This is a genomic window from Ramlibacter sp., from assembly GCF_028291745.1.
GTDB lineage: Bacteria > Pseudomonadota > Gammaproteobacteria > Burkholderiales > Burkholderiaceae_C > Ramlibacter.
This window is the reverse complement of the sequence record NZ_JAQGNQ010000081.1, coordinates 1-22,500: the sequence shown is the minus strand read 5'-3', so window position 1 is coordinate 22,500 and position 22,500 is coordinate 1. Positions and strand designations below refer to the sequence as shown.

Here is a 22,500-nt window from a genome sequence, read left to right as displayed (position 1 = left end):
TCAGGCACGTTAAGCAAGCCCAGCCGGGGTGCCCGCGCAAGGACGCGCGGAGTGGCCGCAGGCGCATGACTACACTGCCGCGATGCCTGCAGCCCTGCCCCGGCGCCCCGCGCCCTCCCGCTCCCTCACCGGGCTGCTGCCCTTCCTGCGGCCGTATCGCGGCCGGATCGCGCTGGCCGGCTTCTTCCTGGTGCTCGCAGCCGCGGCCATGCTGGTGTTCCCGATCGCGCTGCGGACCATGATCGACCGCGGCATCGCCGCCGACCCGGGCACGCGGCTGGTGGCGCTGCGCGAACATTTCCTGCTGCTGTTCGCGGTGGCCGTGGCGCTGGGCGTCGCTTCGGCCGGCCGCTTCTTCATGGTGAGCTGGCTGGGCGAACGGGTGACGGCGGACTTGCGCAGCGCCGTCTATGCCCACGTGCTGGAACAGAGCCCCGCCTTCTTCGAGAGCACGCAGACCGGCGAGGTGCTGTCGCGCCTGACCACCGACACGACATTGGTGCAGGCGGTGGTCGGCTCCTCGGTTTCGCTGGGGCTGCGCAACCTGGTGATGGGCGTGGGCGCGCTCGGCATGCTGGTGGTGACGCATCCCTACGTGATGACGCAGGTGCTGCTGGTCGTGGTGCTGGTGATCCTGCCGGCGATGGTGTTCGGCCGGCGGGTGCGGCGGCTGTCGCGCGCCAGCCAGGACCGCGTGGCCGATTCGAGCGCGATCGCCGCCGAAGTGCTGAATGCGATTCCCGTGGTGCAGAGCCACGCCGCGGAGGAGCGCGAGGCGCAGCGCTTTCGCGCCGCCACCGAGAGCGCGTTCCAGACCGGCGTGCGGCGCACGCGGGCACGGGCCGTGCTGGTGGCCTTCGTCATCATCGCCAATGCGGCGCTGATGCTGTGGGGCTTGTACCAGGGCACGCAGGCCGTGCTGCGCGGCCAGCTGACGGCCGGCCAGCTCGGACAGGCCGCGCTCTACGTCGGCATCTTCGCCGGTGCGATCGCGGTGCTGGGCGAAGTCTATGGCGACCTGCTGCGTGCCGCCGGTGCGACCGAGCGCCTGATGGAGCTGCTGGCCAGCCGGTCGCCCGTGCTCTCGCCGGAGCAACCGCGCTCGGTGCCGACGCCGCCGGCGGGCAGCAGCGTGCGCCTGGACAACGTGCGCTTCCACTATCCGTCGCGCCCCGGCATGCCGGCGCTGACGGACTTCTCGCTGGCCGTGGCGCCAGGCGAGACGGTGGCCCTGGTCGGCCCGAGCGGTGCCGGCAAGACCACGGTGTTCCAGTTGCTGCTGCGGTTCTACGATCCCCAGCAGGGCGCGATCGAGATCGACGCTGCACCGGTGGACAGCCTGCGCCTGCAGGACTTGCGCGCGCGCATCGGCCTGGTGCCGCAGGAGCCGGTGATCTTCTCGGCGTCGGCGCTGGAGAACATCCGCTATGGCCGGCCCGACGCCTCCGAGGCCGAGGTCCATGCCGCCGCGCAAGGCGCCTTCGCCGACGACTTCATCCGCGCCCTGCCCGAAGGCTACGACACCTTCCTGGGCGAGCGCGGCGTGCGCCTCTCGGGCGGGCAGCGCCAGCGGATCGCGATCGCCCGCGCCATGCTGAAGAACCCGCCGCTGCTGTTGCTGGACGAGGCGACCAGCGCGCTCGATGCCGAGAGCGAGCGGATGGTGCAGGCGGCGCTGGCTTCAGCGATGCGAGACCGCACGACGCTGGTGATCGCGCATCGACTGGCGACGATCCAGCAGGCCGACCGGATCGTGGTGCTGGATCATGGGCGGATCGTGGAAAGCGGGCGGCATGAGGAGCTGATGGCGGCCGGCGGCGTGTATGCACGGCTGGCGGCGCTGCAGTTCATGACTTGACCATATGGACTCCCTCCCCCTCCGGGGGAGGGTTGGGGTGGGGGCGCTGCGGCCTGCGCGATGTTCGGAGCGCCCCCATCCCGGCCTTCCCCCGGAGGGGGAAGGGGCAACAGCCGGCAGCGAAAGGGGCGCAACGCGCCCCTTTCAACACTGCTACTGCAAAGGCCCCTTCAGACCTTTGGGAATCGGCAGCGGCAGCACCGCAATGCCTTCCTCCAGCAGTGACTCGGTCTCTTCACGCGACGCCTGCCCGCGAATGCCGCGCTCCTCGGTTTCGCCGTAGTGGATCTTGCGGGCCTCTTCGGCAAAGCGCTCACCAACGTCCTCGGTATTCGCCATCACCTGCTTGACCATGTGCATCCAGGCGGCCTGCAATTGCGCGTTCGGGGCGGAGATCACTTCCTGCCTGGCCACCGGCGCGGCAGCGGGCGCCGGCGCGCCGAAGTTCAGGCGCGGGGCGCTGGGCAGCTTGCTCACCTGCGCGTCGCCGCACAAGGGACACTCCACTAGCCCGCGTGCCAGCTGGGCCTGGAAGTCTTCTTCGGAGCCGAACCAGCCCTCGAAACCGTGGGCCTGGCTGCATTGGAGGTTGAGGACCTTCATGCAATCGCAGCTGGGGTCTGCCAGTCGAGTTTCCAAGTGCCGGCCAGCACATTCTGGATCCACACCGCCGAGGCCAGCGTCTTGGAGTCGACCACCTTGCCGTCGCGGCACCAGCCCAGGAACTCCTCGGGCGTGGCGGTGATGACGTCGAGGAACTCGCCCTCGTCCAGCCGCGCCCCGCGCAGCTCCAGCCCACGGGCAAACCAGATCTGGATCGCTTCGTCCGAATAGGCAACGGTGGGATACATGGTGAAGCCGAACGCCCATTCGCGCGCGACGTAGCCCGTCTCCTCCAGCAGTTCGCGCTGGCCGCAGACCAGCGACGACTCGCCGGCATCGAGCTTGCCCGCCGGGATCTCGATCATGACCTGGCGCGTGGGATGGCGGTACTGGCGCTCCAGCACGATGCGGCCGTCATCGAGCAGCGGCACGACCGCCACGGCACCGGGATGCAGCACGTATTCGCGGGTGGCAGCGCCGCCATCGGGCAGGCGCACGTGTTCGCGCACGATGTGCAGGAAGTGGCCCTTCAGCAGCTCCTCGCGGGACGTGGTGTGCTCGGTCAGGTGGCTGTCGTCGGCCATGTGGATCAGTGTCTCCGTTTGAAAAGATAGCGCCAGACGAAGCCGGGGAAGGCGAAGGTGAGGAACAACGCGCCGGTCACCGCATAGAACTCCCAGCCCTGCGGCGAGATCTGCCCGGCATGCTGTTCCAGCAGCACGCCGATACCGCCAACCAGGAAGTACATCAGCAGCAGTTCCGCCAGGCGGATCGCCAGGTTCTTGCCGCGCACCAGCGGCACGATGCCCAGCACGCGTTGCGTGAGGAAAGGCAGGTTCGCGGCGCAGAAGGCCAGCACCAGCACGAGCCAGATGGAAGCCGTCTGGGTCATGTCAGGCCTCCGCCGGGCCGCTCCCAAGGAGGCCTGCGCCCCCTCGGGGGGCCGGGCCGAACGCAGTGAGGACCTTGGGGGCCATGACGTCCGCCGGGCCGCTCCCAAGGAGGCCTGCGCCCCCTTGGGGGGCCGGGCCGAACGCAGTGAGGACCTTGGGGGTCATGCGATCAGGAGCTCAGCATCTTGACGATGGCCTGGGCGCAGAGCGTCATCAGGCCACCGGGCAGGATGCCGAGGATCAGCACCAGCGCGCCGTTGATGGTCAGCACCACCCGCACGTCGATCGGCGCGGCCACCGTGGTCGCGGTGATCGGCGCGTCGAAGTACATGACCTTCACCACGCGGATGTAATAGAAGGCCGCCACCAGCGACATCAGCACGGCGAAGATCGCCAGGCCGATGTACAAGGGGCTGCCCGCCACGACCAGCGCCTGCAGCACGGCGAGCTTGGCATAGAAGCCCACCAGCGGCGGGATGCCGGCCAGCGAGAACAGGCAGATCGACATGATCGCGGCATACAGCGGGCTGCGCTGGTTGAGGCCGGCCAGGTCGGCCACCTCGTCGCTCTCGAAGCCCTCGCGCGCCAGCAGCAGGATCACGCCGAAGCTGCCCAGCGTCGTCAGCACGTAGCTCACGATGTAGAACATCGCGGAGCTGTAGGCATTGCGCGCGAACACCGGATCGCCGTGGATCACGCCGGAGAGCAGGCCCAGCAGCACGAACCCCATCTGGCCGATCGTCGAATAGGCCAGCATGCGCTTGAGGTTGCTCTGCGCAATCGCCGCCAGGTTGCCGAGGAACAGCGAGGCCACCGCCAGCACCACCAGCATCTGCTGCCAGTCGATGGCCAGCGGCAGCATGCCTTCGACCAGCAGGCGAATGGCAATCGCGAAGGCGGCGAGTTCCGGCGCGGTGCCGATCATGATCGTCACCGCCGTCGGTGCGCCCTGGTAGACGTCCGGGATCCACATGTGGAACGGTGCGGCACCGAGCTTGAAGGCCAGGCCGGCGACGATGAACACCAGGCCGAACACCAGCACGTTGTGCTTCACCTGGCCGGTGGCGATCGTCTTGAAGACGGTGGCGACGTCCAGCGAACCGGTGGCGCCGTACATCATCGACAGGCCATAGAGCAGGAAGCCCGAAGCCATCGCGCCGAGCACGAAGTACTTCATCGCCGCTTCGGTGGAAACCGTGTGGTCGCGGCGCAGGGCCACCAGCGCATAGCTGGATAGCGTGAGCAATTCGAGCCCGAGGTACAGCACCAGGAAGTGCTGGCCCGAGCACATCACGAAGATGCCGAGCAGCGCGAACATCGCCAGCGTGAACATCTCGCCGCCGCGCAGCATGTCGCGATCGCCGGCGTAGGGACGGCCGTAGACCAGGCAGACCATCATGGAGATGGTGGCGAAGCACTTCAGCCAGTTGGCCATCGCGTCGCTGACCACCATGTGGTTGAAGCCATAGACGGTGTCGCCGCGGGCGGCGAGGTCGCCGGTGTACCAGGCGATCACGGCCAGCGTGATCATGGTGAGCCAGTAGGTGACCGTGCGCAGCCGGCTCTTGACGCCGAGGTCGACCAGCGCCACCACGCATGCCATCACCAGCAGCATGATCTCGGGCGCGACGACGGCGAGGCTTGTGTTGTCCATCTTTGATTCTCGATCCGTCAGAGCTTCGAGGCCGCGACGTGCTTCAGGAAGCCGGCCACCGAGACGTTCATCACGTCGGTGAAGGGTTTCGGGTAGATGCCCATGTACAGGACGGCCACTGCCAGCACGCCGAGCATCAGGAACTCGCGGGCATTGATGTCGGTGAGCGCGGCCACGTGCTCGTTGCCGATCGGGCCGAAGTACACGCGCTTGACCATCCACAGGGTGTAGGCCGCGCCAAAGATCAGCGCCGTGGCGGCCATCAGCCCGAGCCAGAAATTGGCCTTGACGGTGGCCAGGATCACCATCCACTCGCCGACAAAACCGGCGGTGGCGGGCAGGCCGCAGTTGGCCATGGCAAACAGCACCGCGAAGGCGGCAAACGTCGGCATGGTGTTGACCACGCCGCCGTAGTCGGCGATCTCGCGCGAGTGCACGCGGTCGTACAGCACGCCGATGCACAGAAACATGGCGCCCGAGACGAAGCCGTGCGCGATCATCTGCACCAGGCCACCGGCGACGCCCAGGTCATTGAAGATGAAGAAGCCGAGGGTCACGAAGCCCATGTGGGCGACCGACGAATAGGCCACCAGCTTCTTCATGTCCTGCTGCACCATCGCCACCAGGCCGACGTAGATCACGGCAATCAGCGACAGCGCGATCATCAGCCACGCCCATTCGCGCGAGGCGTCGGGGGCGATCGGCATCGAGAAGCGCAGGAAGCCGTAGGCCCCGAGCTTCAGCATGATCGCCGCCAGCACGGCGGAGCCGCCGGTGGGCGCTTCTACGTGCACGTCGGGCAGCCAGGTGTGCACTGGGAACATCGGCACCTTCACCGCGAAGGCCGCGAAGAAGCCGAAGAACAGCAGCGTCTGCGCCAGCGAGGACAGCGGCAGCTGGTGCCAGGTGAGGATGTCGAAGCTGCCGCCGGACTTGGTGTACAGGTACACCAGGGCGATCAGCATCAGCAGCGAGCCGAGCAGCGTGTACAGGAAGAACTTGAACGCCGCGTAGATCTTGTTGGGCCCGCCCCAGATGCCGATGATCAGGTACATCGGGATCAGCGTCGCCTCGAAGAAGGTGTAGAACAGCACGCCATCGAGCGCGCAGAACACGCCGATCATCAGGCCCGAGAGGATCAGGAAGGCGCCGTAGTACTGGTTGACGCGCTCGGTGATCACCTCCCAGCCGGCGATCACGACGATCACCGTGATGAACGCCGTGAGCAGCACGAACCAGAACGAGATGCCGTCCAGGCCCACGTGGTAGTTGACGTTGAAGCGCTCGATCCAGCTGACGTTCTCGACGAACTGCATGGCCGCGGTCGACGTGTCGAAGTGGCCGTACAGCGGCAGCGTGACGGCGAAACTCACCACCGCGCCGATCAGCGCAACCCAGCGCGCCGTGCGCGCCTGGTCGTCGCGCCCCAGCGCGAGCAGGATGGCGCCGAACACGATCGGGGTCCAGATCGCCAGGCTCAGAAGTCCCATGTGCATTGTTCTTGTCCTTACTTCTTGAGCCAGTCGCTGAGCATCGGCCAGCTGACGAAGTACGTCATGAGCACCACGATGCCGAGCAGCATGGCAAAGGCGTAGTGGTAGATGTAGCCGGACTGCACCCAGCGGATCACGCCGGCGAACTTGCCCACCATGCGGGCGCTGCCGTTGACGAACACGCCTTCGATGATGGCCTGGTCGCCGCCCTTCCACAGGCCGGTGCCGAGGGCGCGCGCGGCGCGGGCGATCACGTTCTCGTTGATCCAGTCCAGGTAGTACTTGTTATCGAGCAGCTTGTAGACAAAGCTGAAACGCCGCTCGATGGCCGCCGGGATCTCCGGCTTGATCATGTAGAAGAACCAGGACAGCACCACGCCGGCCAGCGCCAGCCAGAACACCGGCGACGTCAGGCCATGCAACGCCAGCGACACCGGGCCGTGAAATTCCTTGGCCATCTCCTCCAGCGCAGGATGCCGCTCGAGGTTGACGAAGATCGAGTCCTTGAAGAAGTCGCCATAGAGCATCGGCTGGATGGTCACGAAGCCGATCACCACCGAGGGAATCGCCAGCAGGATCAGCGGCACCGTCACGACCCAGGGCGACTCGTGCGGCTCGTGGTGTTCCTCATGCCCGTGGGCGTCATGGCCGTGGCCGTGGTCGTCCTTGTGCTCCAGGTGGCCCTGCACGTCCGGCTCCTCGTCCGAGTAGTGCGCGTGGTGCGCCTCCGGGTTCTGGTCGTAGCGTTCCTTGCCGTGGAAGACCAGGAAGTACAGGCGGAACGAGTAGAAGGCCGTGACGAACACGCCGGCCATCACCGCGAAGTAGGCAAAGCCGGAGCCGGGCAGCTTCGACAGGTGCACGGCCTCGATGATCGAGTCCTTCGAATAGAAGCCCGCGAACAGCGGCGTGCCGATCAGCGCCAGCGACCCGAGCAGGAAGGTGATCCAGGTGATCGGCATGTACTTGCGCACGTTGCCCATCCAGCGGATGTCCTGGTTGTGGTGCATGCCGATGATCACCGAGCCGGCCGCGAGGAACAGCAGCGCCTTGAAGAAGGCGTGCGTCATCAGGTGGAAGACGGCGACGTTGTACGCGGAAGCACCGAGCGCCACCGTCATGTACCCGAGCTGCGACAGCGTCGAATAAGCCACGACGCGCTTGATGTCGTTCTGGATGATGCCCAGGAAGCCCATGAAGAGCGCCGTGATCGCGCCGATCACCAGGATGAAGGACAGCGCGGTATCGGACAGCTCGAACAGCGGCGACATGCGCGCCACCATGAAGATGCCGGCCGTCACCATGGTCGCCGCGTGGATCAGCGCGGAGATCGGCGTCGGGCCTTCCATCGAATCGGGCAGCCACACGTGCAGCGGGAACTGCGCGCTCTTGCCCATGGCGCCGATGAACAGGCAGATGCAGGTGACCGTGATCAGGCGCCAGTCGGTGCCGTAGCCAAACGGCAGGCCGCCGAGTTCACCGGCCTTGGCGAAGGTCTCGCTGTAATTGAGCGTGCCGGTATAGGCCAGGATCAGGCCGATGCCCAGGATGAAGCCGAAGTCGCCGACCCGGTTGACCAGGAAGGCCTTGAGGTTCGCGAAGATCGCCGTCGGCCGGGTGAACCAGAAGCCGATCAGCAGGTACGACACCAGGCCCACCGCCTCCCAGCCGAAGAACAGCTGCAGGAAGTTGTTGCTCATCACCAGCATCAGCATGGAGAAGGTGAAGAGCGAGATGTAGGCGAAGAAGCGGTTGTAGCCCGGGTCTTCCTCCATGTAGCCGATGGTGTAGATATGCACCATCAGCGACACGAAGGTCACCACGCACATCATCATGGCGGTGAGGCCGTCGATGAGGAAACCGATCTCCATCTTCAGGGTGCCCACCTGCATCCACTCGTAGAGGGTCTGGTTGAAGCGCGCGCCGTCCACGGCCACGCTCTTGAGCGTCATCGCCGAAATGATGAAGGCAATGAGCACGCCGAGGATGGTGGCGGTGTGCGCCACGCGGCGGCCGAGCTTGTTGCCGCCCAGCGTGGTGCCGAAGATGCCCGCCAGCAGCGCGCCGGCCAGGGGCGCGAGCGGAACGGCAAGCAGGGTTGCTGCGTTGAGGGATGTAGCCATCGTTTCTTTTCCGGATCGGCCCTGGCGCCTTGCATGTCATTGCGGGCTTGACCCGCAATCCACGTCGTGCGGAGCGTGGATGCCGGGTCGAGCCCGGCATGACATGAAGTGTGGCGAGGACTCCGCCTTCTTTTAACCTTTCAGCGCGTTCAGTTCTTCGACGTTGATGTTGTCTTTGTTGCGGAACAGCAGCACCAGGATGGCCAGGCCGATCGCGGACTCCGCGGCGGCGACCGTCAGGATGAAGAACACGAACACCTGGCCGTGCATGTCGCCCAGGTAGTAGGAGAACGCCACGAAGTTCATGTTGACCGCCAGCAGCATCAGCTCGATCGCCATCAGCAGCACGATCAGGTTGCGGCGGTTCAGGAAGATGCCCACCACCGACAGCGCGAACAGGATCGCGCCCAGCGTGAGGAAGTGTCCGAGCGTGAGGATCATGCCTTGGTCTCCCCCGCGCCCGCGACCGCTGCGACCTGCGGCTGCGCCGGCCGCGACGGCGGCACCTTGATGATCTGCAGGCGGTCGCGCGCCTTCACGCGCACCTGCTGCGAGGGGTCGGTGCGCTTGGTGTCCTTGCGCGTGCGCAGGGTCAGCGCGATGGCCGCCACGATGGCCACCAGCAGGATCACCGCCGCGATCTCCAGCGGGAACAGGTACTCGGTGTACAGCAGGCGGCCCAGCTCCTTGGTGTTGGAGAACTGCGCGACGGCCTGGCCGGCCAGCAGTGCGGGCGCCGCGCTGGCCACGTGGGCCACGGCCGGCGGCGGCACGAAGCGCTCCTCACCGCTGCGGAAGCCGCCCAGAAGCACGGCCGCCATTTCCAGCGCGATCAGCGCGCCGACGGTGGCGGCGAGGGGGAAGTGCTTCCAGAAGCCGGCCCGCAGCGCGTCGACGTTGATGTCCAGCATCATCACCACGAACAGGAACAGCACCATCACGGCGCCGACATACACCAGCACCAGCGAGATGGCCAGGAACTCCGCCTTCAGCAGCATCCACACGCCGGCGGCCTGGAAGAAGGTGAGCACCAGGAACAGCGCCGCATACACGGGGTTGCGGGCGGTGATCACTCGGAAAGCCGAGAAGACCAGCACCAGCGAGAACAGGTAGAAGAGACCGGTCCGGACGTCCATTGGATTGTTCTTTCTCCGGCTTTCAGCGGTACTTGGCGTCAGCCGCCCGATTGGCCGCGATCTCGGCCTCGTAGCGGTCGCCCACCGCCAGCAGCATGTCCTTGGTGAAGTACAGGTCGCCGCGCTTTTCGCCGTGGTATTCGAGGATGTGCGTTTCCACGATCGAATCGACCGGGCAGCTCTCTTCGCAGAAGCCGCAGAAGATGCATTTGGTCAGATCGATGTCGTAGCGGGTCGTGCGGCGGCTGCCGTCGGGGCGCTGCTCGCTCTCGATGGTGATGGCCAGCGCGGGGCACACGGCCTCGCACAGCTTGCAGGCGATGCAGCGTTCCTCGCCGTTCTCGTAGCGGCGCAGCGCGTGCAGGCCCCGGAAGCGCGGCGACAGCGGCGTCTTCTCGTCGGGGAACTGCACGGTGATCTTGCGGGCGAAGAAGTACTTGCCCGTGATGCGCAGCCCCTTGAACAACTCCAGCAGCATGAAGCTGGAGAGGAAGTCCTTGAGCGAGAAGGCGGTGGACCGGGTCGCCAATGTGTTGGAAGACAGCATGGCTTTACTTGAAGATGTTGTAGGGCGTCTGCATCCACGCGCCGACCACCACGAGCCACACGAGCGTGACCGGAATGAAGATCTTCCAGCCCAGGCGCATGATCTGGTCGTAGCGGTAGCGCGGGAAGGTGGAGCGGATCCACAGGAACATCGTGACCATGAAGAAGGTCTTGATGCCCAGCCAGATCCAGCCCGGGATGAAGCCCAGGAAGTCGAAGGGCGGCAGCCAGCCCCCGAGGAACATGACCACCGCGAGGATGGACACGAGCCACATGTTGGCGTATTCCGCCAGGAAGAACATGGCGAAGGACATGCCCGAATACTCGATCATGTGGCCGGCCACGATCTCGGATTCGCCTTCCACCACGTCGAACGGGTGGCGGTTCGTCTCGGCCAGGCCCGAGATGAAGTAGACGAAGAAGATCGGCAGCAGCGGCAGCCAGTTCCACGACAGCAGGCTGACGCCGCGCGCGGCAAAGATGCCGCGGCCCTGCTGCAGCACGATGTCGGTCATGTTCAGGCTGCCCGAGACCATCAGCACCACCACCAGGCAGAAGCCCATGGCGATCTCGTAGCTGACCATCTGCGCGGAGGCCCGCAGCGCGCCGAGGAAGGCGTACTTCGAGTTGGAGGCCCAGCCGGCGATGATCACGCCATAGACCTCCAGCGAGGTGATCGCCATCAGGAACAGCAGGCCGGCATTGACGTTGGCCAACGCGAACTCGGGCCCGAAGGGGATCACCGCCCACGCGGCCAGCGCCGGCATGATGGTCATGATCGGACCGAGCAGGAACAGGCCCTTGTTGGCGACCGTCGGAATGATGATTTCCTTGGTCATCAGCTTGAGCGCGTCCGCGATCGGCGTGAGCAGCCCGAACGGGCCGACGCGGTTGGGGCCCGGACGGATCTGCGTGAAGCCGATCGCCTTGCGCTCCCACAGCGTCAGGTAGGCCACCGCGCCCATCAGGGGCAGCACCACGCAGATGATCTTGATCAGCGTCCAGACGATGGGCCAGCCGGCGCCCGACCACCACGGCGCACCGATCAGGCCGTTGCCGAAGCCGTAGATGGAATCGATCATGCCGACACCTCCGCGGGCCGGTCGTGCGCGCTGCGCGCATCGGCCGTGAGCTGCAGCGGCGGCGAGCGCCGCACGATGGAGTCGAGCTGGTAGATCGAGGCGGTCACCGGCTTCGCGTCGGTGTCACCCAGCCAGGCGGCCTTGCTGGTCTGGTTGGACAGCAGGCTGCCTTGCACGAGAGCCTGCGCCACATCGCCAGGCCCGCGCGCATCGGCCAGCACTTCGCTGGCGGTTTCGTATTCGAAACCGGGCAGGCCGAGCATGTTGCCCAGCACGCGCAGCACCTTCCAGGCGGGGCGCGTCTCGCCCAGCGGCTTGACGACGGCATGGAAACTCTGCACCCGCCCTTCGGCGTTGACGAAGGTGCCGGGCGTCTCGGTCCACGGCGCGATGGGCAGCAGCACGTCGCTGATGTCCAGGTTGGCCTTGAACGGCGAAAGCGTGACCACCATCGTGCCCTGCCCGCCCAGCTTCGCCGCGCCAACGGCGGAATCGAATTCGGGTTCGGTGTTCAGCAGGAACAGCGCCTTCAGGCCACCGGCCAGCATCTGCGCCGCGTTCAGGCCGCCCTGCCCCGGCATGGCCTTGACCAGTTGCGCGCCGACCGTGTTGGCGGCTTCGGTGAGATAACCCACCGTCGCGCCGGTCTGCTCGCCGATCCAGTTGGCCAGCGACAGCAGCGCGCTGGCAGCGGGATGATGCGCCGCGGCGTTGCCCAGGAGGATGGCCTTGCGCTCGCCGGAGAGCAGCGAGGCAGCCATGGCCTTGGCGCCATCCGTGGCGTTGCCTTGCAGCGGCGCCTTGGCGCCCTTCTCGTTGCCGATGGCGGTGGCGATGTCGGCCAGCGCCTGCACCCATTGGCCCGCGGGCACGACCGACTTGCCGGCCAGGCTCATCGCCCAGTCGTCGTCGCGGTCGTGGATCACCGACACTCGCGCGCCCGTGCGCACCGCGCCGCGCAGGCGCAGCGCAAACAGCGGATGCTCCTTGCGCAGATTCGAGCCGATCACCAGGGCGCGCTGCAGCGTCGACAGCGACGCGATGCTCGTGCCCAGCCAACGGACGCCCTCGCCCGCCGTGAATTCGGCGTGGCGCAGGCGGTAGTCGATGTTCTCGCTGCCCAGCGCGCGCACCAGCTTTTGCGCGAGGAACAGTTCCTCCACCGTGCTGTGCGGGCTGACCAGCGCGCCGATCGCCTTCGGGTCACGCTTGATGTCGCCCATCCCGCGCACGACGTATTCCAGCGCGGTCTGCCAGTCGACCGTCTTCCACGTACCGCCCTGCTTGATCATGGGGGCGATCAGGCGGTCGGTCGAATTGAGCGCTTCGTAGGAGAAGCGGTCGCGGTCGGCCAGCCAGCACTCGTTGACGTCGTTGTTCTCGAAGGGCAGCACGCGCATCACGCGGTTGTTCTTCACCTGCACGATCAGGTTGGCGCCGGAGGAGTCGTGCGGGCTGATCGACTTGCGGCGCGACAGCTCCCAGGGGCGCGCGCTGTAGCGGAACGGCTTGCTGGTGAGCGCGCCGACCGGGCACAGGTCGATCATGTTGCCGGAGAGCTCGGAGTCGACCGTGTCGTTCAGCACGGTGGTGATCTCGCTGTGCTCGCCGCGGTGGATCATGCCCAGCTCCATCACGCCGGCGATCTCCTGGCCGAAGCGTACGCAGCGGGTGCAGTGGATGCAGCGGCTCATCTCCTCCATGGAGATCAGCGGGCCGACGTCCTTGTGCATGACGACGCGCTTTTCTTCCTCGTAGCGCGAGGCGCCGGGCCCGTAGCCCACGGCCAGGTCCTGCAGCTGGCATTCGCCGCCCTGGTCGCAGATCGGGCAGTCCAGCGGGTGGTTGATCAGCAGGAACTCCATCACCGACTGCTGCGCCTTCACCGCCTTGTCGCTCTTGGTGCGCACGATCATCCCGTTGGTCACGGGCGTGGCGCAGGCCGGCATCGGCTTGGGGGCCTTCTCCACGTCCACCAGGCACATGCGGCAGTTGGCGGCGATGGAGAGCTTCTTGTGATAACAGAAGTGCGGAATGTAGGTGCCGGCCTTGTCCGCGGCATGCATGATCATGCTGCCTTCGGTGACCGACACCTTTTGTCCGTCGAGATCGATCTCAATCATTGTGTTTTCCGGGTCAGCCGCGTGCGCCTGCGGGCACGGGGATCTGGCCATCCGAAGTCGGGAGATTCGGCCGCGCGATCTTCGCCTCGAACTCGTGGCGGAAGTGCTTGATCATGGCGCGCACCGGCATGGCCGCCGCGTCGCCCAGCGCACAGATCGTGCGGCCCTGGATGTTGTCGGCCACCGAGTTCAGCAGGTCGAGGTCGTTCGGCTTGCCGGCGCCGTTCTGGATGCGATCGATCACGCGCCACATCCAGCCCGTGCCTTCGCGGCAGGGCGTGCACTGGCCGCAGGACTCGTGCATGTAGAAATAGGACAGGCGCAGCAGGCTCTCGACCATGTCGCGCGTTTCATCCATCACGATGACCGCGCCGGAGCCGAGCATCGAGCCTGCCTTGGCGATGGAGTCGTAGTCCATCGTGCAGTTCATCATGATGTCGGCCGGCAGCACCGGCGCCGACGATCCGCCGGGGATCACGGCCTTGAGCTTCTTGCCGCCACGGACACCGCCGCACAGTTCCAGCAGCTTGCTGAAAGGCGTGCCGAGCGGGATCTCGTAGTTGCCGGGCAGCTCCACGTCGCCGGAGACCGAGAAGATCTTCGTGCCGCCGTTGTTGGGCTTGCCGCATTCGAGGTAGGCCTGGCCGCCGTTGCGGATGATCCACGGCACCGCCGCGAAGGTTTCGGTGTTGTTAATGGTGGTGGGCTTGCCGTACAGGCCGAAGCTGGCCGGGAACGGCGGCTTGAAGCGCGGCTGGCCCTTCTTGCCTTCCAGCGATTCGAGCAGCGCCGTCTCTTCGCCGCAGATGTAGGCGCCGAAACCGTGGTGCCCATGCAGCTGGAAGCTGAAGCTCGAACCCAGGATGTTGTTGCCCAGGTAACCGGCGGCGCGCGCTTCCTCGAGCGCTTCCTCGAAGCGCTCGTACACGTTGAAGATTTCGCCGTGGATGTAGTTGTAGCCCACGGTGATGCCCATCGCGTAGGCGGCGATGATCATCCCCTCGATCACCTGGTGCGGGTTGAACATCAGGAGGTCGCGGTCCTTGCAGGTGCCCGGCTCACCCTCGTCGGAGTTGCACACCAGATACTTCTGCCCGGGGAACTGGCGGGGCATGAAGCTCCACTTCAGGCCCGTGGGGAAGCCGGCGCCGCCGCGGCCACGCAGGGCCGATTCCTTCATGGTGGCGATCACCTGGTCCTGCGTGAGGCCGTCGCCGATGATCTTGCGCAGGGCCGCGTAGCCTTCGCGCTGCTCGTAGTCGGTCAGCCGCCAGTTGGTGCCGTCGAGGCCCGCATAGATTTGCGGATTGATGTGGCGGCCGTGGAAGCAGGTCTGGACGCCGGTGGCCTGGAACTGCTGGAGCACTTGGGAAGCATTCATTGTTGCGCCCCCTTCAAGCCTTCGATCAGCTGGTCCAATTTGTCGTTGCTCATGAAGCTGCACATCGTGCGGTCGTTCACCAGCATCACGGGCGAGTCGGCGCAGGCGCCGAGGCATTCGCTTTGCTGCAGCGTGAACAGGCCATCGGCCGTGGTCTCGCCCATGGCAATGCCCAGGCGCTGTTCGAGGTGATGCAGCGCCTTCTGGCCGTCACGCAACTGGCACGGCAGGTTGGTGCAGACGTTCAGCTTGTACTTGCCAACGCGGCGCTGGTTGTACATGTTGTAGAAGGTCGTGACCTCGTGCACGGCGATCGTCGGCATGCCGAGGTAATCGGCGATCACCTGCTCGCTGGCGGTGCTGACGAAGCCCTGCTCCTGCTGCACGATGGCCAGCAGCGCCATCACGGCGGACTGCTTCTGGTCGGGCGGGTACTTGGCGACTTCGCGGTCGAAGCGCGCGCGGGTCGCCTCGGACAGCGAATACGCAGCTTGCTGCGAATGGCTTGCTTGCGGGGTCATCGGTCAATCTCTCCGAACACGATGTCCATCGTGCCGATGATCGCGACGGCGTCGGCGATCATGTGGCCGCGGGACATTTCGTCCATCGCGGACAGGTGGGCGAAGCCCGGGGCACGGATCTTCAGCCGGTAGGGCTTGTTGGCGCCGTCGCTGACGATGTAGATGCCGAACTCGCCCTTGGGGTGTTCCACCGCGGCATACGACTCGCCCTCGGGCACGCGCATGCCTTCGGAGAAGAGCTTGAAGTGGTGGATCAGCTCCTCCATGTTGGTCTTCATGCTCTCGCGGTCGGGCGGCGCCACCTTGTGGTTGTCGGTGATCACCGGGCCCGGGTTCTCGCGCAGCCAGGCCACACATTGCTGGATGATGCGGTTGGCTTCGCGCATCTCCTGCACGCGCACCAGGTAGCGGTCGTACGAGTCGCCGGTCTTGCCGATCGGGATGTCGAAGTCCATCAGCTCATAGACCTCGTAGGGCTGCGTCTTGCGCAGGTCCCACAGGATGCCGGAGCCGCGCAGCATCGGCCCGGTGAAGCCCATGTTGAGCGCGCGCTCGGGCGTGACCACGCCGATGCCCACGGTGCGCTGCTTCCAGATGCGGTTTTCCGTCAGCAGCGTCTCGTATTCGTCGACGTAGTGCGGGAAGCGCTTGCTGAAGCTCTCGATGAAGTCCAGCAGGCTGCCCGAGCGCTCGCCGTTCATGCGGTCGATCTCGCGCTGGTTGCGGATCTTGCTGGCGCGGAACTGCGGCATCGCGTCGGGCAGGTCGCGATAGACGCCGCCCGGGCGGAAGTAGGCCGCGTGCATGCGCGCGCCGGAGACCGCTTCGTACATGTCGAAGATGTCTTCCCGCTCGCGAAAGCAGTAGATCAGCATGTTCATCGCGCCGCAGTCCAGGCCGTGCGCGCCGAGCCACAGCAGGTGGTTCAGCAGGCGGGTCAGCTCGGAGAACAGGACGCGGATGTACTGCGCGCGGATCGGCACCGCGATGCCCAGCAGCTTTTCCACTGCAAGGCAGTAGGCGTGCTCGTTGGACATCATCGAGACGTAGTCCAGGCGGTCCATGTAGGGCAGCGTCTGGATGTAGGTGCGCGTCTCGGCGAGCTTCTCGGTCGCGCGATGCAGCAGCCCGATATGCGGATCGGCGCGCTGGATCACTTCGCCATCGAGCTCGAGCACAAGCCGCAACACGCCGTGCGCCGCGGGGTGCTGGGGGCCGAAGTTCAGCGTGTAGTTTTTAATCTCTGCCATGTCAGACTTTTTTGAACGCAGAAGACGCAGAAGAAGCGCAGAACACGCAGAAAAAAACCTTGAAGGAATTCTTCTGCGATTTCTGCGTTGCTTCTGCGACTTCTGCGTTCAAATTTTTCGAAGCAATCACTGCAATCCCCCGTACTTCTCCTCGCGGATGATGCGCGGCGTGATCTCGCGCGGCTCGATCGTCACGGGCTGGTAGATCACGCGCTTCTTTTCGGCGTCATAGATCATTTCGACGTGGCCGGAGACCGGGAAGTCCTTGCGGAAGGGATGGCCGATGAAGCCGTAGTCGGTGAGGATGCGGCGCAGGTCCGAATGCCCCTCGAAGATGATCCCGAACAGGTCGAACGCTTCGCGCTCGAACCAGTTCGCGCCGGTCCACAGCGCCGTCAGCGAATCGACCGCCGGCAGGTCGTCGTCGCTGCAGAACACGCGCACGCGCACCCGCTGGTTCAGGCTCACGGACAGCAGGTGCGAGACCACCGCGTAGCGCGGGCCGTCCCAGTCGCCCATCTTGTATTCGGAATAGTCGACACCGCACAGGTCCAGCAGCTGCTCGAACTGGCAGCCGGGCGCATCGCGCAGGATGCGGCAGGCCTCGAGATAATTCTGCGGCGTGACGATGATCGTCACTTCGCCCAGCTTCAGGTCGACGCGCTTCGCCTTGTCGCCGAGAGCGGCAGTCACGGCCTCGACGATGCTCTCCGGTGCCGGCGACACCGCAGCAAGAGTAGCTGGCATGCTCAGGCCCTCGCGATGGTCTGCGTGCGGCGGATCTTCTGCTGCAGCTGGATGATTCCGTACAGCAAGGCCTCGGCCGTCGGCGGGCAGCCGGGCACGTAGACGTCGACCGGCACGATGCGGTCGCAGCCGCGGACCACCGAATAGCTGTAGTGGTAATAGCCGCCGCCGTTGGCGCAGGTGCCCATGGAGAGCACCCAGCGCGGCTCGGCCATCTGGTCGTACACGCGGCGCAGCGCCGGCGCCATCTTGTTGCACAGCGTGCCGGCCACGATCATCAGGTCGGACTGGCGCGGGCTCGGGCGGAACAGCATGCCGAAGCGATCGATGTCGTAGCGGGCGGCGCCGGCGTGCATCATCTCCACCGCGCAGCAGGCGAGACCGAAAGTCATCGGCCACAGCGAGCCGGTCTTGGCCCAGTTGATGACCGTGTCGACGGTCGTGGTCACGACGCCTTTTTCGAGGAGTCCTTGGTTTGCCATCGGGAAACTTTCTTGGGGGATAGGACGCGAGGGAATCATTCCCAGTCGAGCGCGCCCTTCTTCCATTCGTAGACGAAGCCGACCACCAGGATGGCCAGGAAGATCATCATGGCCCAGAAGCCGACGATGCCGATCTCCTTGAGCGCCACGGCCCACGGGAAGAGGAAGGCGATTTCCAGGTCGAACAGGATGAAGAGAATGGCGACGAGGTAGTAGCGCACGTCGAACTTCATGCGCGCGTCCTCGAAGGCTTCGAAGCCGCATTCGTAAGGCGAGTTCTTGGCGGCGTCCGGCCGGTGCACGCCGATCCCCTTTGCGAGGAACCAGCCCATGGCCTGGGGAGCGATGCCGACGCCTGTCCCGACAAGGATGAACAGGAGGACAGGGAGGTACTGGTCGAGGTTCATCTGGGGCAGGATCCGCGAGAGATTGCCTGCCGGTGCCGTAGCCCGGCAGGCTGTTATCTTGGTGCCGACGGCGAGACTCGAACTCGCACAGCTTTCGCCACTACCCCCTCAAGATAGCGTGTCTACCAATTTCACCACGTCGGCAATTCTGAACGCATCCGAAGCGCTGATGAGGGCTGTGTTTCGCAAGAAACACAATGCGCATCCGGACAACTACTGAGTGTACTCCGAAACAAAGGCCCCTCTGCAGCGCAGCGATGCCTTGATTCGGTGCGCGGCATCACCTGGTGGGGATCTGTCCGGCACCGGACGCAGGCGCCACCGGCGCGAGGCCTGCCCCGACCGATGCCGGGGTGGCCGGCGTGGTGGCCGGGCCCTGCTGCGCGGGCACGGGCGTGCCGCCGCCAGGGATCTGGTTGGCCGGCGAAGGCGGCGTCGCCGGGGCGACGGGCAGGGGTGCGCCGCGTTCCAGCACGCTGCTGCCGGAACTGGCGGGCCCCACGCTGTGGCTGAAATAGGCCAGTGCCAGCGTGCAGACAAAGAACACGCCCGCCAGGACGGCCGTGGTGCGGGACAGGAAGTTCGCGCTGCCGGAGGCACCGAACAGGCTGCCCGAGGCGCCGCTGCCGAAGGCCGCGCCCATGTCCGCGCCCTTGCCATGCTGCAGCAGGATCAGTCCGATCATGCCCAGCGCCGTCAGGATCTGGACCGCCAGCACGATGGTCAACAATGCATTCATTCAAATACTCCTCTGTTCTCGTGGCTCGCCCGCTTCAAGCGCAGGCGGCGGCGATGATTTGTAGAAAGTCGGGGGCCTTGAGCGACGCGCCACCGACCAGGCCGCCGTCGATATCGGTCTGCGCCAGCAGTGTCGCCGCGTTGGCCGCATTCATGCTGCCGCCATACAGCAGGTGCACGCGCTCGGCATGCTCGGTCGCGGCGGCAAGCTGCTGGCGCAGCAAGGCATGCACCTGCTGCGCCTGCTCGGGGCTGGCCGTCTTGCCGGTTCCTATGGCCCACACCGGCTCGTAGGCCACGACGATCTCGCTGATGCAATGGCCGTTGACGTGGATCACGGCAGCCAGCTGGCGCTTCACCACCTCCTCGGTCTGGCCGGCTTCGCGCTCCGCCAGCGTCTCGCCCACGCACACGATGGGCGTGATGCCATGGGCGAGCGCCGTCCTCGCCTTCTCGGCCACGATCGCATCGGTCTCGCCATGGCACTGGCGCCGCTCGGAATGGCCGACGATCGCGTAGCGCACGCCGAACTCGCGCAGCATGGTCGCCGACACCTCGCCGGTGTAGGCACCAGTGGCATGCCGCGAGACGTCCTGCGCGCCCAGTTCGATCTTCGATCCCTGGCGCAGCATCTGCACCTGCGCCAGATACGGCGCGGGCACGCACACCACCACCTGGCAGGCCAGCTCGTTGATCCCCGCCGCCACGGCGCGCAGCAGCGCGTCGTTGGCCTCGAGCGTGCCATTCATCTTCCAGTTGCCGGCGATCAGCTTTCTCTTGCGCATCGTCGGGCTCACCAGGTCAGGACGATCTTGCCGACGTGCTGGCCCGATTCCATCAGGGCATGCGCCTTGGCAGCTTCGGCCGCCGGGAAGGTGCAGTGGATCGCGGGCTTGATCCTGCCGGCTTCGATCAGCGGCCAGACGTTCTTGCGCAGGTTCTGCGCGATGGCCGTCTTGAAGGCCACCGGACGCGGACGCAGCGTGGAACCGGTGACCGTGATCCGGCGACGCAGCACGAGGCCGGCGTTGAATTCGCTCTTGGTCCCGCCCTGCACCGCGATGATCACGATGCGGCCGTCCTCGTTGACGCACTTCACCTCGCGGTCGACATAACTGCCGGCGACCATGTCGAGGATCACGTCGACGCCCTTGCCATCGGTGAGCCTCTTGGCCTCTTCGACGAAGTCCTGCGTCTTGTAGTTGATCGCGTGATCCGCGCCGAGGGCGATGCAGGCCTGGCACTTCTCGTCGGAGCCGGCCGTGGCCAGCACCTTGGACGCGCCCATGGCCTTGGCCAGCTGGATCGCGGTGACGCCGATGCCGCTGGTGCCGCCCTGCACCAGGAAGGTCTCCCCGGGCTGCAGGCGGCCGCGGTCGAACACGTTGCTCCACACGGTGAAGAAGGTCTCCGGCAGCGAAGCCGCTTCGACGTCGCTCAGGCCCTTGGGAACGGGCAGACACTGGCCGATCGGAGCGACGCACAGTTGCGCGTAGCCGCCGCCGGCGACCAGTGCGCAGACGCGGTCGCCCTGCTTGAAGCCCGCGGCCGCCAGCGCCGCGGCATCGCCGCCGACGATGGTGCCCGCGACCTCCAGGCCCGGGATGTCGGAGGCGCCGGGCGGCACCGGATAGTTGCCGGTGCGCTGCAGCACGTCGGGCCGGTTGATGCCACTGGCCGCGACGCGGATCAGCACCTCGCCGGCGCCGGCGACCGGGTCCGGACGTTCGCCGGCACGCAGGACTTCCGGCGCGCCGTATTGCGTGATTTCGATGGCTTTCATGATGACTCGCTGTCGCCGATGACCTTGCTGCTGCGCAGCTTCGATGACGAATGACGCAGGACGTCATCGGTCATCGCCGCGCGCAGCGCGCAGTCATTCGTCATTGCTGCGGATCGTTGTTGCCGGTATTGCCGCCGGTGTTGCCGCCGTTGTCCTGCACCGGCAGCGCGTCGCGCGGTTCACGCGGTTCGCGGAAGTCGCGCGGTTCGCGCGGGGGACGATCGCCACGGTCGCCGCGATCGCCGCCACCGCGGTACTCGCCACGCGGCGGGCGGTCGCCACGCGGCTCGCGCGGGCGCTCTTCCATGCCTTCGGGCCGGTCGGCCAGAGCCTTCATGGACAGCTTGACGCGGCCCTTGTCGTCGGTCTCCAGCACCTTCACGCGCACCACCTGGCCTTCGGACAGGTAGTCGCTGACCTTCTCGACCCGCTCGTGCGCGATCTGCGAGATGTGCAGCAGGCCGTCCTTGCCGGGCAGCAGGTTGATCAGCGCGCCGAAGTCCAGGATCTTGGTGACCGCGCCTTCGTAGACCTTGCCCACTTCCACTTCGGCCGTGATCTGCTCGATGCGCTTCTTCGCCATCTCCGCCTTTTCGGGGTCGGTGGAAGCGATCGTGATGGTGCCGTCTTCGCCGATGTCGATCTGCGTGCCGGTCTCCTCGGTCAGTGCCCGGATCACCGAGCCGCCCTTGCCGATCACGTCGCGGATCTTCTCGGGGTTGATCTTCATCGTGAACAGGCGCGGCGCGAAGTTGGAGACGTCCGTCTTCGCTTCGCCCAGCGCTTCCTGCATCTTGCCCAGGATGTGCATGCGCGCTTCCTTGGCCTGCGCCAGGGCGACCTGCATGATCTCCTTGGTGATGCCCTGGATCTTGATGTCCATCTGCAGGGCGGTCACGCCGTTGACGGTGCCGGCCACCTTGAAGTCCATGTCGCCGAGGTGGTCCTCGTCGCCCAGGATGTCGGTCAGCACCGCGAAGCGGTTGCCTTCCTTGATCAGGCCCATGGCGATGCCGGCGACGTGCGCCTTCATCGGCACGCCGGCGTCCATCAGCGCCAGGCAGCCGCCGCACACGGAGGCCATCGACGAGGAGCCGTTGGATTCGGTGATCTCGGAGACCACGCGCATCACGTAGGGGAACTCTTCCTTCGAGGGCAGCAGCGGGATCAGCGCGCGCTTGGCCAGGCGGCCGTGACCGACTTCGCGGCGCTTGGTGGAGCCCATGCGGCCGGTTTCGCCGGTGGCGAAGGGAGGCATGTTGTAGTGGAACAGGAAGCGGTCGTGGTACTCGCCGGCCAGCGCGTCGATGCGCTGCGCGTCCTGCTCGGTGCCCAGCGTGGCGATCACCAGCGCCTGGGTCTCGCCGCGCGTGAACAGCGCGGAACCGTGGGTGCGGGGCAGCACGCCGGTGCGGATCTCGATCGGGCGCACGGTGCGCGTGTCGCGGCCGTCGATGCGTGGTTCGCCGTCGATAATCTGCGAACGGACGATCTTCGCTTCCATGTCTAACAGGATGTTGTTTACTTCGGCGCTGTCCGGCGCCGAGGCGCCCGTGCCGGCAGCTTCGGCGGCCAGGTCGGCCAGCACTTCGCTGGTGGCCGATTTCAATTTGGCCGTGCGTTCCTGCTTGTCCTTGGTCAGGTAGGCGTCGCGGATTTTCGCATCGGCGAAGTGGGCCA

At 66.0% G+C, this 22,500-nt stretch carries 22 protein-coding genes and 1 tRNA gene; 1 reads left to right on the top strand and 22 read right to left on the bottom strand.

Annotation, left to right across the window (positions count from 1 at the left end):
- Nucleotides 1-82 precede the first annotated feature (82 nt).
- Entirely contained in the window at nucleotides 83-1,858 is a 1,776-nt protein-coding gene (locus tag JWP60_RS14690) for an ABC transporter transmembrane domain-containing protein (protein ID WP_299792679.1), read from the top strand.
- Between the two features lie 153 nt (nucleotides 1,859-2,011).
- Here JWP60_RS14690 and JWP60_RS14685 read toward each other — a convergent pair whose 3' ends face one another.
- The 22 genes from JWP60_RS14685 to pnp form a co-directional block, all read right to left on the bottom strand.
- A complete protein-coding gene (locus tag JWP60_RS14685) occupies nucleotides 2,012-2,461 on the bottom strand; it encodes a DUF1178 family protein (protein ID WP_299792676.1) in 450 nt (149 codons plus the stop codon).
- Complete coding sequence (locus tag JWP60_RS14680; protein ID WP_299792673.1) at nucleotides 2,458-3,045, bottom strand: NUDIX hydrolase; 588 nt, start codon at nucleotides 3,043-3,045, stop codon at nucleotides 2,458-2,460. The genes JWP60_RS14685 and JWP60_RS14680 overlap by 4 nt, the downstream gene beginning before the upstream one ends.
- 5 nt (nucleotides 3,046-3,050) lie before the next feature.
- Nucleotides 3,051-3,353, bottom strand: coding sequence for a DUF2818 family protein (locus JWP60_RS14675; RefSeq protein ID WP_299792671.1), 303 nt, complete (start codon nucleotides 3,351-3,353; stop codon nucleotides 3,051-3,053).
- A gap of 170 nt (nucleotides 3,354-3,523) precedes the next feature.
- Nucleotides 3,524-5,008 (bottom strand): NADH-quinone oxidoreductase subunit NuoN, encoded by a 1,485-nt coding sequence (nuoN, locus tag JWP60_RS14670; protein ID WP_299792668.1) that lies wholly within the window; start codon nucleotides 5,006-5,008, stop codon nucleotides 3,524-3,526.
- Between the two features lie 17 nt (nucleotides 5,009-5,025).
- The gene (locus JWP60_RS14665) at nucleotides 5,026-6,498 is read right to left on the bottom strand and encodes an NADH-quinone oxidoreductase subunit M (RefSeq protein WP_299792666.1); all 1,473 of its coding nucleotides are present in this window, start codon (nucleotides 6,496-6,498) and stop codon (nucleotides 5,026-5,028) included.
- A 17-nt stretch (nucleotides 6,499-6,515) separates the two neighbouring features.
- Complete coding sequence (gene nuoL, locus JWP60_RS14660; protein WP_299792663.1) at nucleotides 6,516-8,624, bottom strand: NADH-quinone oxidoreductase subunit L; 2,109 nt, start codon at nucleotides 8,622-8,624, stop codon at nucleotides 6,516-6,518.
- 132 nt (nucleotides 8,625-8,756) lie between these two features.
- Nucleotides 8,757-9,065, bottom strand: coding sequence for an NADH-quinone oxidoreductase subunit NuoK (gene nuoK / locus JWP60_RS14655; RefSeq protein ID WP_299792661.1), 309 nt, complete (start codon nucleotides 9,063-9,065; stop codon nucleotides 8,757-8,759).
- The gene (locus JWP60_RS14650; protein WP_299792658.1) at nucleotides 9,062-9,760 is read right to left on the bottom strand and encodes an NADH-quinone oxidoreductase subunit J; all 699 of its coding nucleotides are present in this window, start codon (nucleotides 9,758-9,760) and stop codon (nucleotides 9,062-9,064) included. Before JWP60_RS14650 ends, nuoK begins: the two co-directional genes overlap by 4 nt.
- Nucleotides 9,761-9,782: 22 nt before the next feature.
- The gene (gene nuoI / locus JWP60_RS14645) at nucleotides 9,783-10,307 is read right to left on the bottom strand and encodes an NADH-quinone oxidoreductase subunit NuoI (RefSeq protein ID WP_299792655.1); all 525 of its coding nucleotides are present in this window, start codon (nucleotides 10,305-10,307) and stop codon (nucleotides 9,783-9,785) included.
- Between the two features lie 4 nt (nucleotides 10,308-10,311).
- Nucleotides 10,312-11,388: an NADH-quinone oxidoreductase subunit NuoH gene (nuoH, locus tag JWP60_RS14640; protein ID WP_299792652.1), complete on the bottom strand. Its 1,077-nt coding sequence runs from the start codon at nucleotides 11,386-11,388 to the stop codon at nucleotides 10,312-10,314.
- Nucleotides 11,385-13,511 (bottom strand): NADH-quinone oxidoreductase subunit NuoG, encoded by a 2,127-nt coding sequence (nuoG, locus tag JWP60_RS14635; protein WP_299792649.1) that lies wholly within the window; start codon nucleotides 13,509-13,511, stop codon nucleotides 11,385-11,387. The genes nuoH and nuoG overlap by 4 nt, the downstream gene beginning before the upstream one ends.
- 13 nt (nucleotides 13,512-13,524) lie before the next feature.
- Nucleotides 13,525-14,892 (bottom strand): NADH-quinone oxidoreductase subunit NuoF, encoded by a 1,368-nt coding sequence (nuoF, locus tag JWP60_RS14630; RefSeq protein ID WP_299792646.1) that lies wholly within the window; start codon nucleotides 14,890-14,892, stop codon nucleotides 13,525-13,527.
- Nucleotides 14,889-15,413, bottom strand: coding sequence for an NADH-quinone oxidoreductase subunit NuoE (gene nuoE, locus JWP60_RS14625; RefSeq protein WP_299792642.1), 525 nt, complete (start codon nucleotides 15,411-15,413; stop codon nucleotides 14,889-14,891). The genes nuoF and nuoE overlap by 4 nt, the downstream gene beginning before the upstream one ends.
- Nucleotides 15,410-16,663 (bottom strand): NADH-quinone oxidoreductase subunit D, encoded by a 1,254-nt coding sequence (locus tag JWP60_RS14620; RefSeq protein ID WP_299792639.1) that lies wholly within the window; start codon nucleotides 16,661-16,663, stop codon nucleotides 15,410-15,412. Before JWP60_RS14620 ends, nuoE begins: the two co-directional genes overlap by 4 nt.
- A gap of 126 nt (nucleotides 16,664-16,789) precedes the next feature.
- Nucleotides 16,790-17,410 carry an NADH-quinone oxidoreductase subunit C gene (locus tag JWP60_RS14615; RefSeq protein ID WP_299792636.1) on the bottom strand — a complete coding sequence of 207 codons (621 nt, stop codon included), beginning with the start codon at nucleotides 17,408-17,410 and terminating at the stop codon, nucleotides 16,790-16,792.
- A 2-nt stretch (nucleotides 17,411-17,412) separates the two neighbouring features.
- The gene (locus JWP60_RS14610) at nucleotides 17,413-17,892 is read right to left on the bottom strand and encodes an NADH-quinone oxidoreductase subunit B (RefSeq protein ID WP_299792633.1); all 480 of its coding nucleotides are present in this window, start codon (nucleotides 17,890-17,892) and stop codon (nucleotides 17,413-17,415) included.
- Between the two features lie 35 nt (nucleotides 17,893-17,927).
- A complete protein-coding gene (locus JWP60_RS14605; RefSeq protein WP_299792630.1) occupies nucleotides 17,928-18,299 on the bottom strand; it encodes an NADH-quinone oxidoreductase subunit A in 372 nt (123 codons plus the stop codon).
- 59 nt (nucleotides 18,300-18,358) lie between these two features.
- Nucleotides 18,359-18,443, bottom strand: a tRNA-Leu gene (locus JWP60_RS14600).
- A gap of 136 nt (nucleotides 18,444-18,579) precedes the next feature.
- Nucleotides 18,580-19,038, bottom strand: a complete 459-nt coding sequence (gene secG / locus JWP60_RS14595) for a preprotein translocase subunit SecG (protein WP_299792627.1) — start codon at nucleotides 19,036-19,038, stop codon at nucleotides 18,580-18,582.
- Nucleotides 19,039-19,072: 34 nt separating this feature from the next.
- Complete coding sequence (gene tpiA, locus JWP60_RS14590) at nucleotides 19,073-19,822, bottom strand: triose-phosphate isomerase (protein WP_299792624.1); 750 nt, start codon at nucleotides 19,820-19,822, stop codon at nucleotides 19,073-19,075.
- An 8-nt stretch (nucleotides 19,823-19,830) separates the two neighbouring features.
- The gene (locus JWP60_RS14585; protein WP_299792621.1) at nucleotides 19,831-20,820 is read right to left on the bottom strand and encodes an NAD(P)H-quinone oxidoreductase; all 990 of its coding nucleotides are present in this window, start codon (nucleotides 20,818-20,820) and stop codon (nucleotides 19,831-19,833) included.
- A 100-nt stretch (nucleotides 20,821-20,920) separates the two neighbouring features.
- Nucleotides 20,921-22,500, bottom strand: a 1,580-nt coding sequence (gene pnp, locus JWP60_RS14580) for a polyribonucleotide nucleotidyltransferase (RefSeq protein ID WP_299792618.1), incomplete at its 5' end; no start/stop codon positions are given.

Bases quoted from the DNA above. Each gene is read 5' to 3' on its own strand.
- nuoN (WP_299792668.1), bottom strand. From the start codon at position 5,008: ATGGACAACACAAGCCTCGCCGTCGTCGCGCCCGAGATCATGCTGCTG.
- JWP60_RS14690 (WP_299792679.1), top strand. From the start codon at position 83: ATGCCTGCAGCCCTGCCCCGGCGCCCCGCGCCCTCCCGCTCCCTCACC.
- JWP60_RS14680 (WP_299792673.1), bottom strand. From the start codon at position 3,045: ATGGCCGACGACAGCCACCTGACCGAGCACACCACGTCCCGCGAGGAG.
- JWP60_RS14610 (WP_299792633.1), bottom strand. From the start codon at position 17,892: ATGGCAAACCAAGGACTCCTCGAAAAAGGCGTCGTGACCACGACCGTC.
- JWP60_RS14650 (WP_299792658.1), bottom strand. From the start codon at position 9,760: ATGGACGTCCGGACCGGTCTCTTCTACCTGTTCTCGCTGGTGCTGGTC.
- JWP60_RS14665 (WP_299792666.1), bottom strand. From the start codon at position 6,498: ATGGGACTTCTGAGCCTGGCGATCTGGACCCCGATCGTGTTCGGCGCC.
- nuoH (WP_299792652.1), bottom strand. From the start codon at position 11,388: ATGATCGATTCCATCTACGGCTTCGGCAACGGCCTGATCGGTGCGCCG.
- JWP60_RS14620 (WP_299792639.1), bottom strand. From the start codon at position 16,663: ATGGCAGAGATTAAAAACTACACGCTGAACTTCGGCCCCCAGCACCCC.
- JWP60_RS14685 (WP_299792676.1), bottom strand. From the start codon at position 2,461: ATGAAGGTCCTCAACCTCCAATGCAGCCAGGCCCACGGTTTCGAGGGC.
- nuoF (WP_299792646.1), bottom strand. From the start codon at position 14,892: ATGAATGCTTCCCAAGTGCTCCAGCAGTTCCAGGCCACCGGCGTCCAG.
- tpiA (WP_299792624.1), bottom strand. From the start codon at position 19,822: ATGCGCAAGAGAAAGCTGATCGCCGGCAACTGGAAGATGAATGGCACG.
- nuoL (WP_299792663.1), bottom strand. From the start codon at position 8,624: ATGGCTACATCCCTCAACGCAGCAACCCTGCTTGCCGTTCCGCTCGCG.
- JWP60_RS14615 (WP_299792636.1), bottom strand. From the start codon at position 17,410: ATGCCAGCTACTCTTGCTGCGGTGTCGCCGGCACCGGAGAGCATCGTC.
- nuoG (WP_299792649.1), bottom strand. From the start codon at position 13,511: ATGATTGAGATCGATCTCGACGGACAAAAGGTGTCGGTCACCGAAGGC.
- secG (WP_299792627.1), bottom strand. From the start codon at position 19,038: ATGAATGCATTGTTGACCATCGTGCTGGCGGTCCAGATCCTGACGGCG.
- JWP60_RS14605 (WP_299792630.1), bottom strand. From the start codon at position 18,299: ATGAACCTCGACCAGTACCTCCCTGTCCTCCTGTTCATCCTTGTCGGG.
- JWP60_RS14675 (WP_299792671.1), bottom strand. From the start codon at position 3,353: ATGACCCAGACGGCTTCCATCTGGCTCGTGCTGGTGCTGGCCTTCTGC.
- nuoI (WP_299792655.1), bottom strand. From the start codon at position 10,307: ATGCTGTCTTCCAACACATTGGCGACCCGGTCCACCGCCTTCTCGCTC.
- nuoE (WP_299792642.1), bottom strand. From the start codon at position 15,413: ATGACCCCGCAAGCAAGCCATTCGCAGCAAGCTGCGTATTCGCTGTCC.
- JWP60_RS14585 (WP_299792621.1), bottom strand. From the start codon at position 20,820: ATGAAAGCCATCGAAATCACGCAATACGGCGCGCCGGAAGTCCTGCGT.
- nuoK (WP_299792661.1), bottom strand. From the start codon at position 9,065: ATGATCCTCACGCTCGGACACTTCCTCACGCTGGGCGCGATCCTGTTC.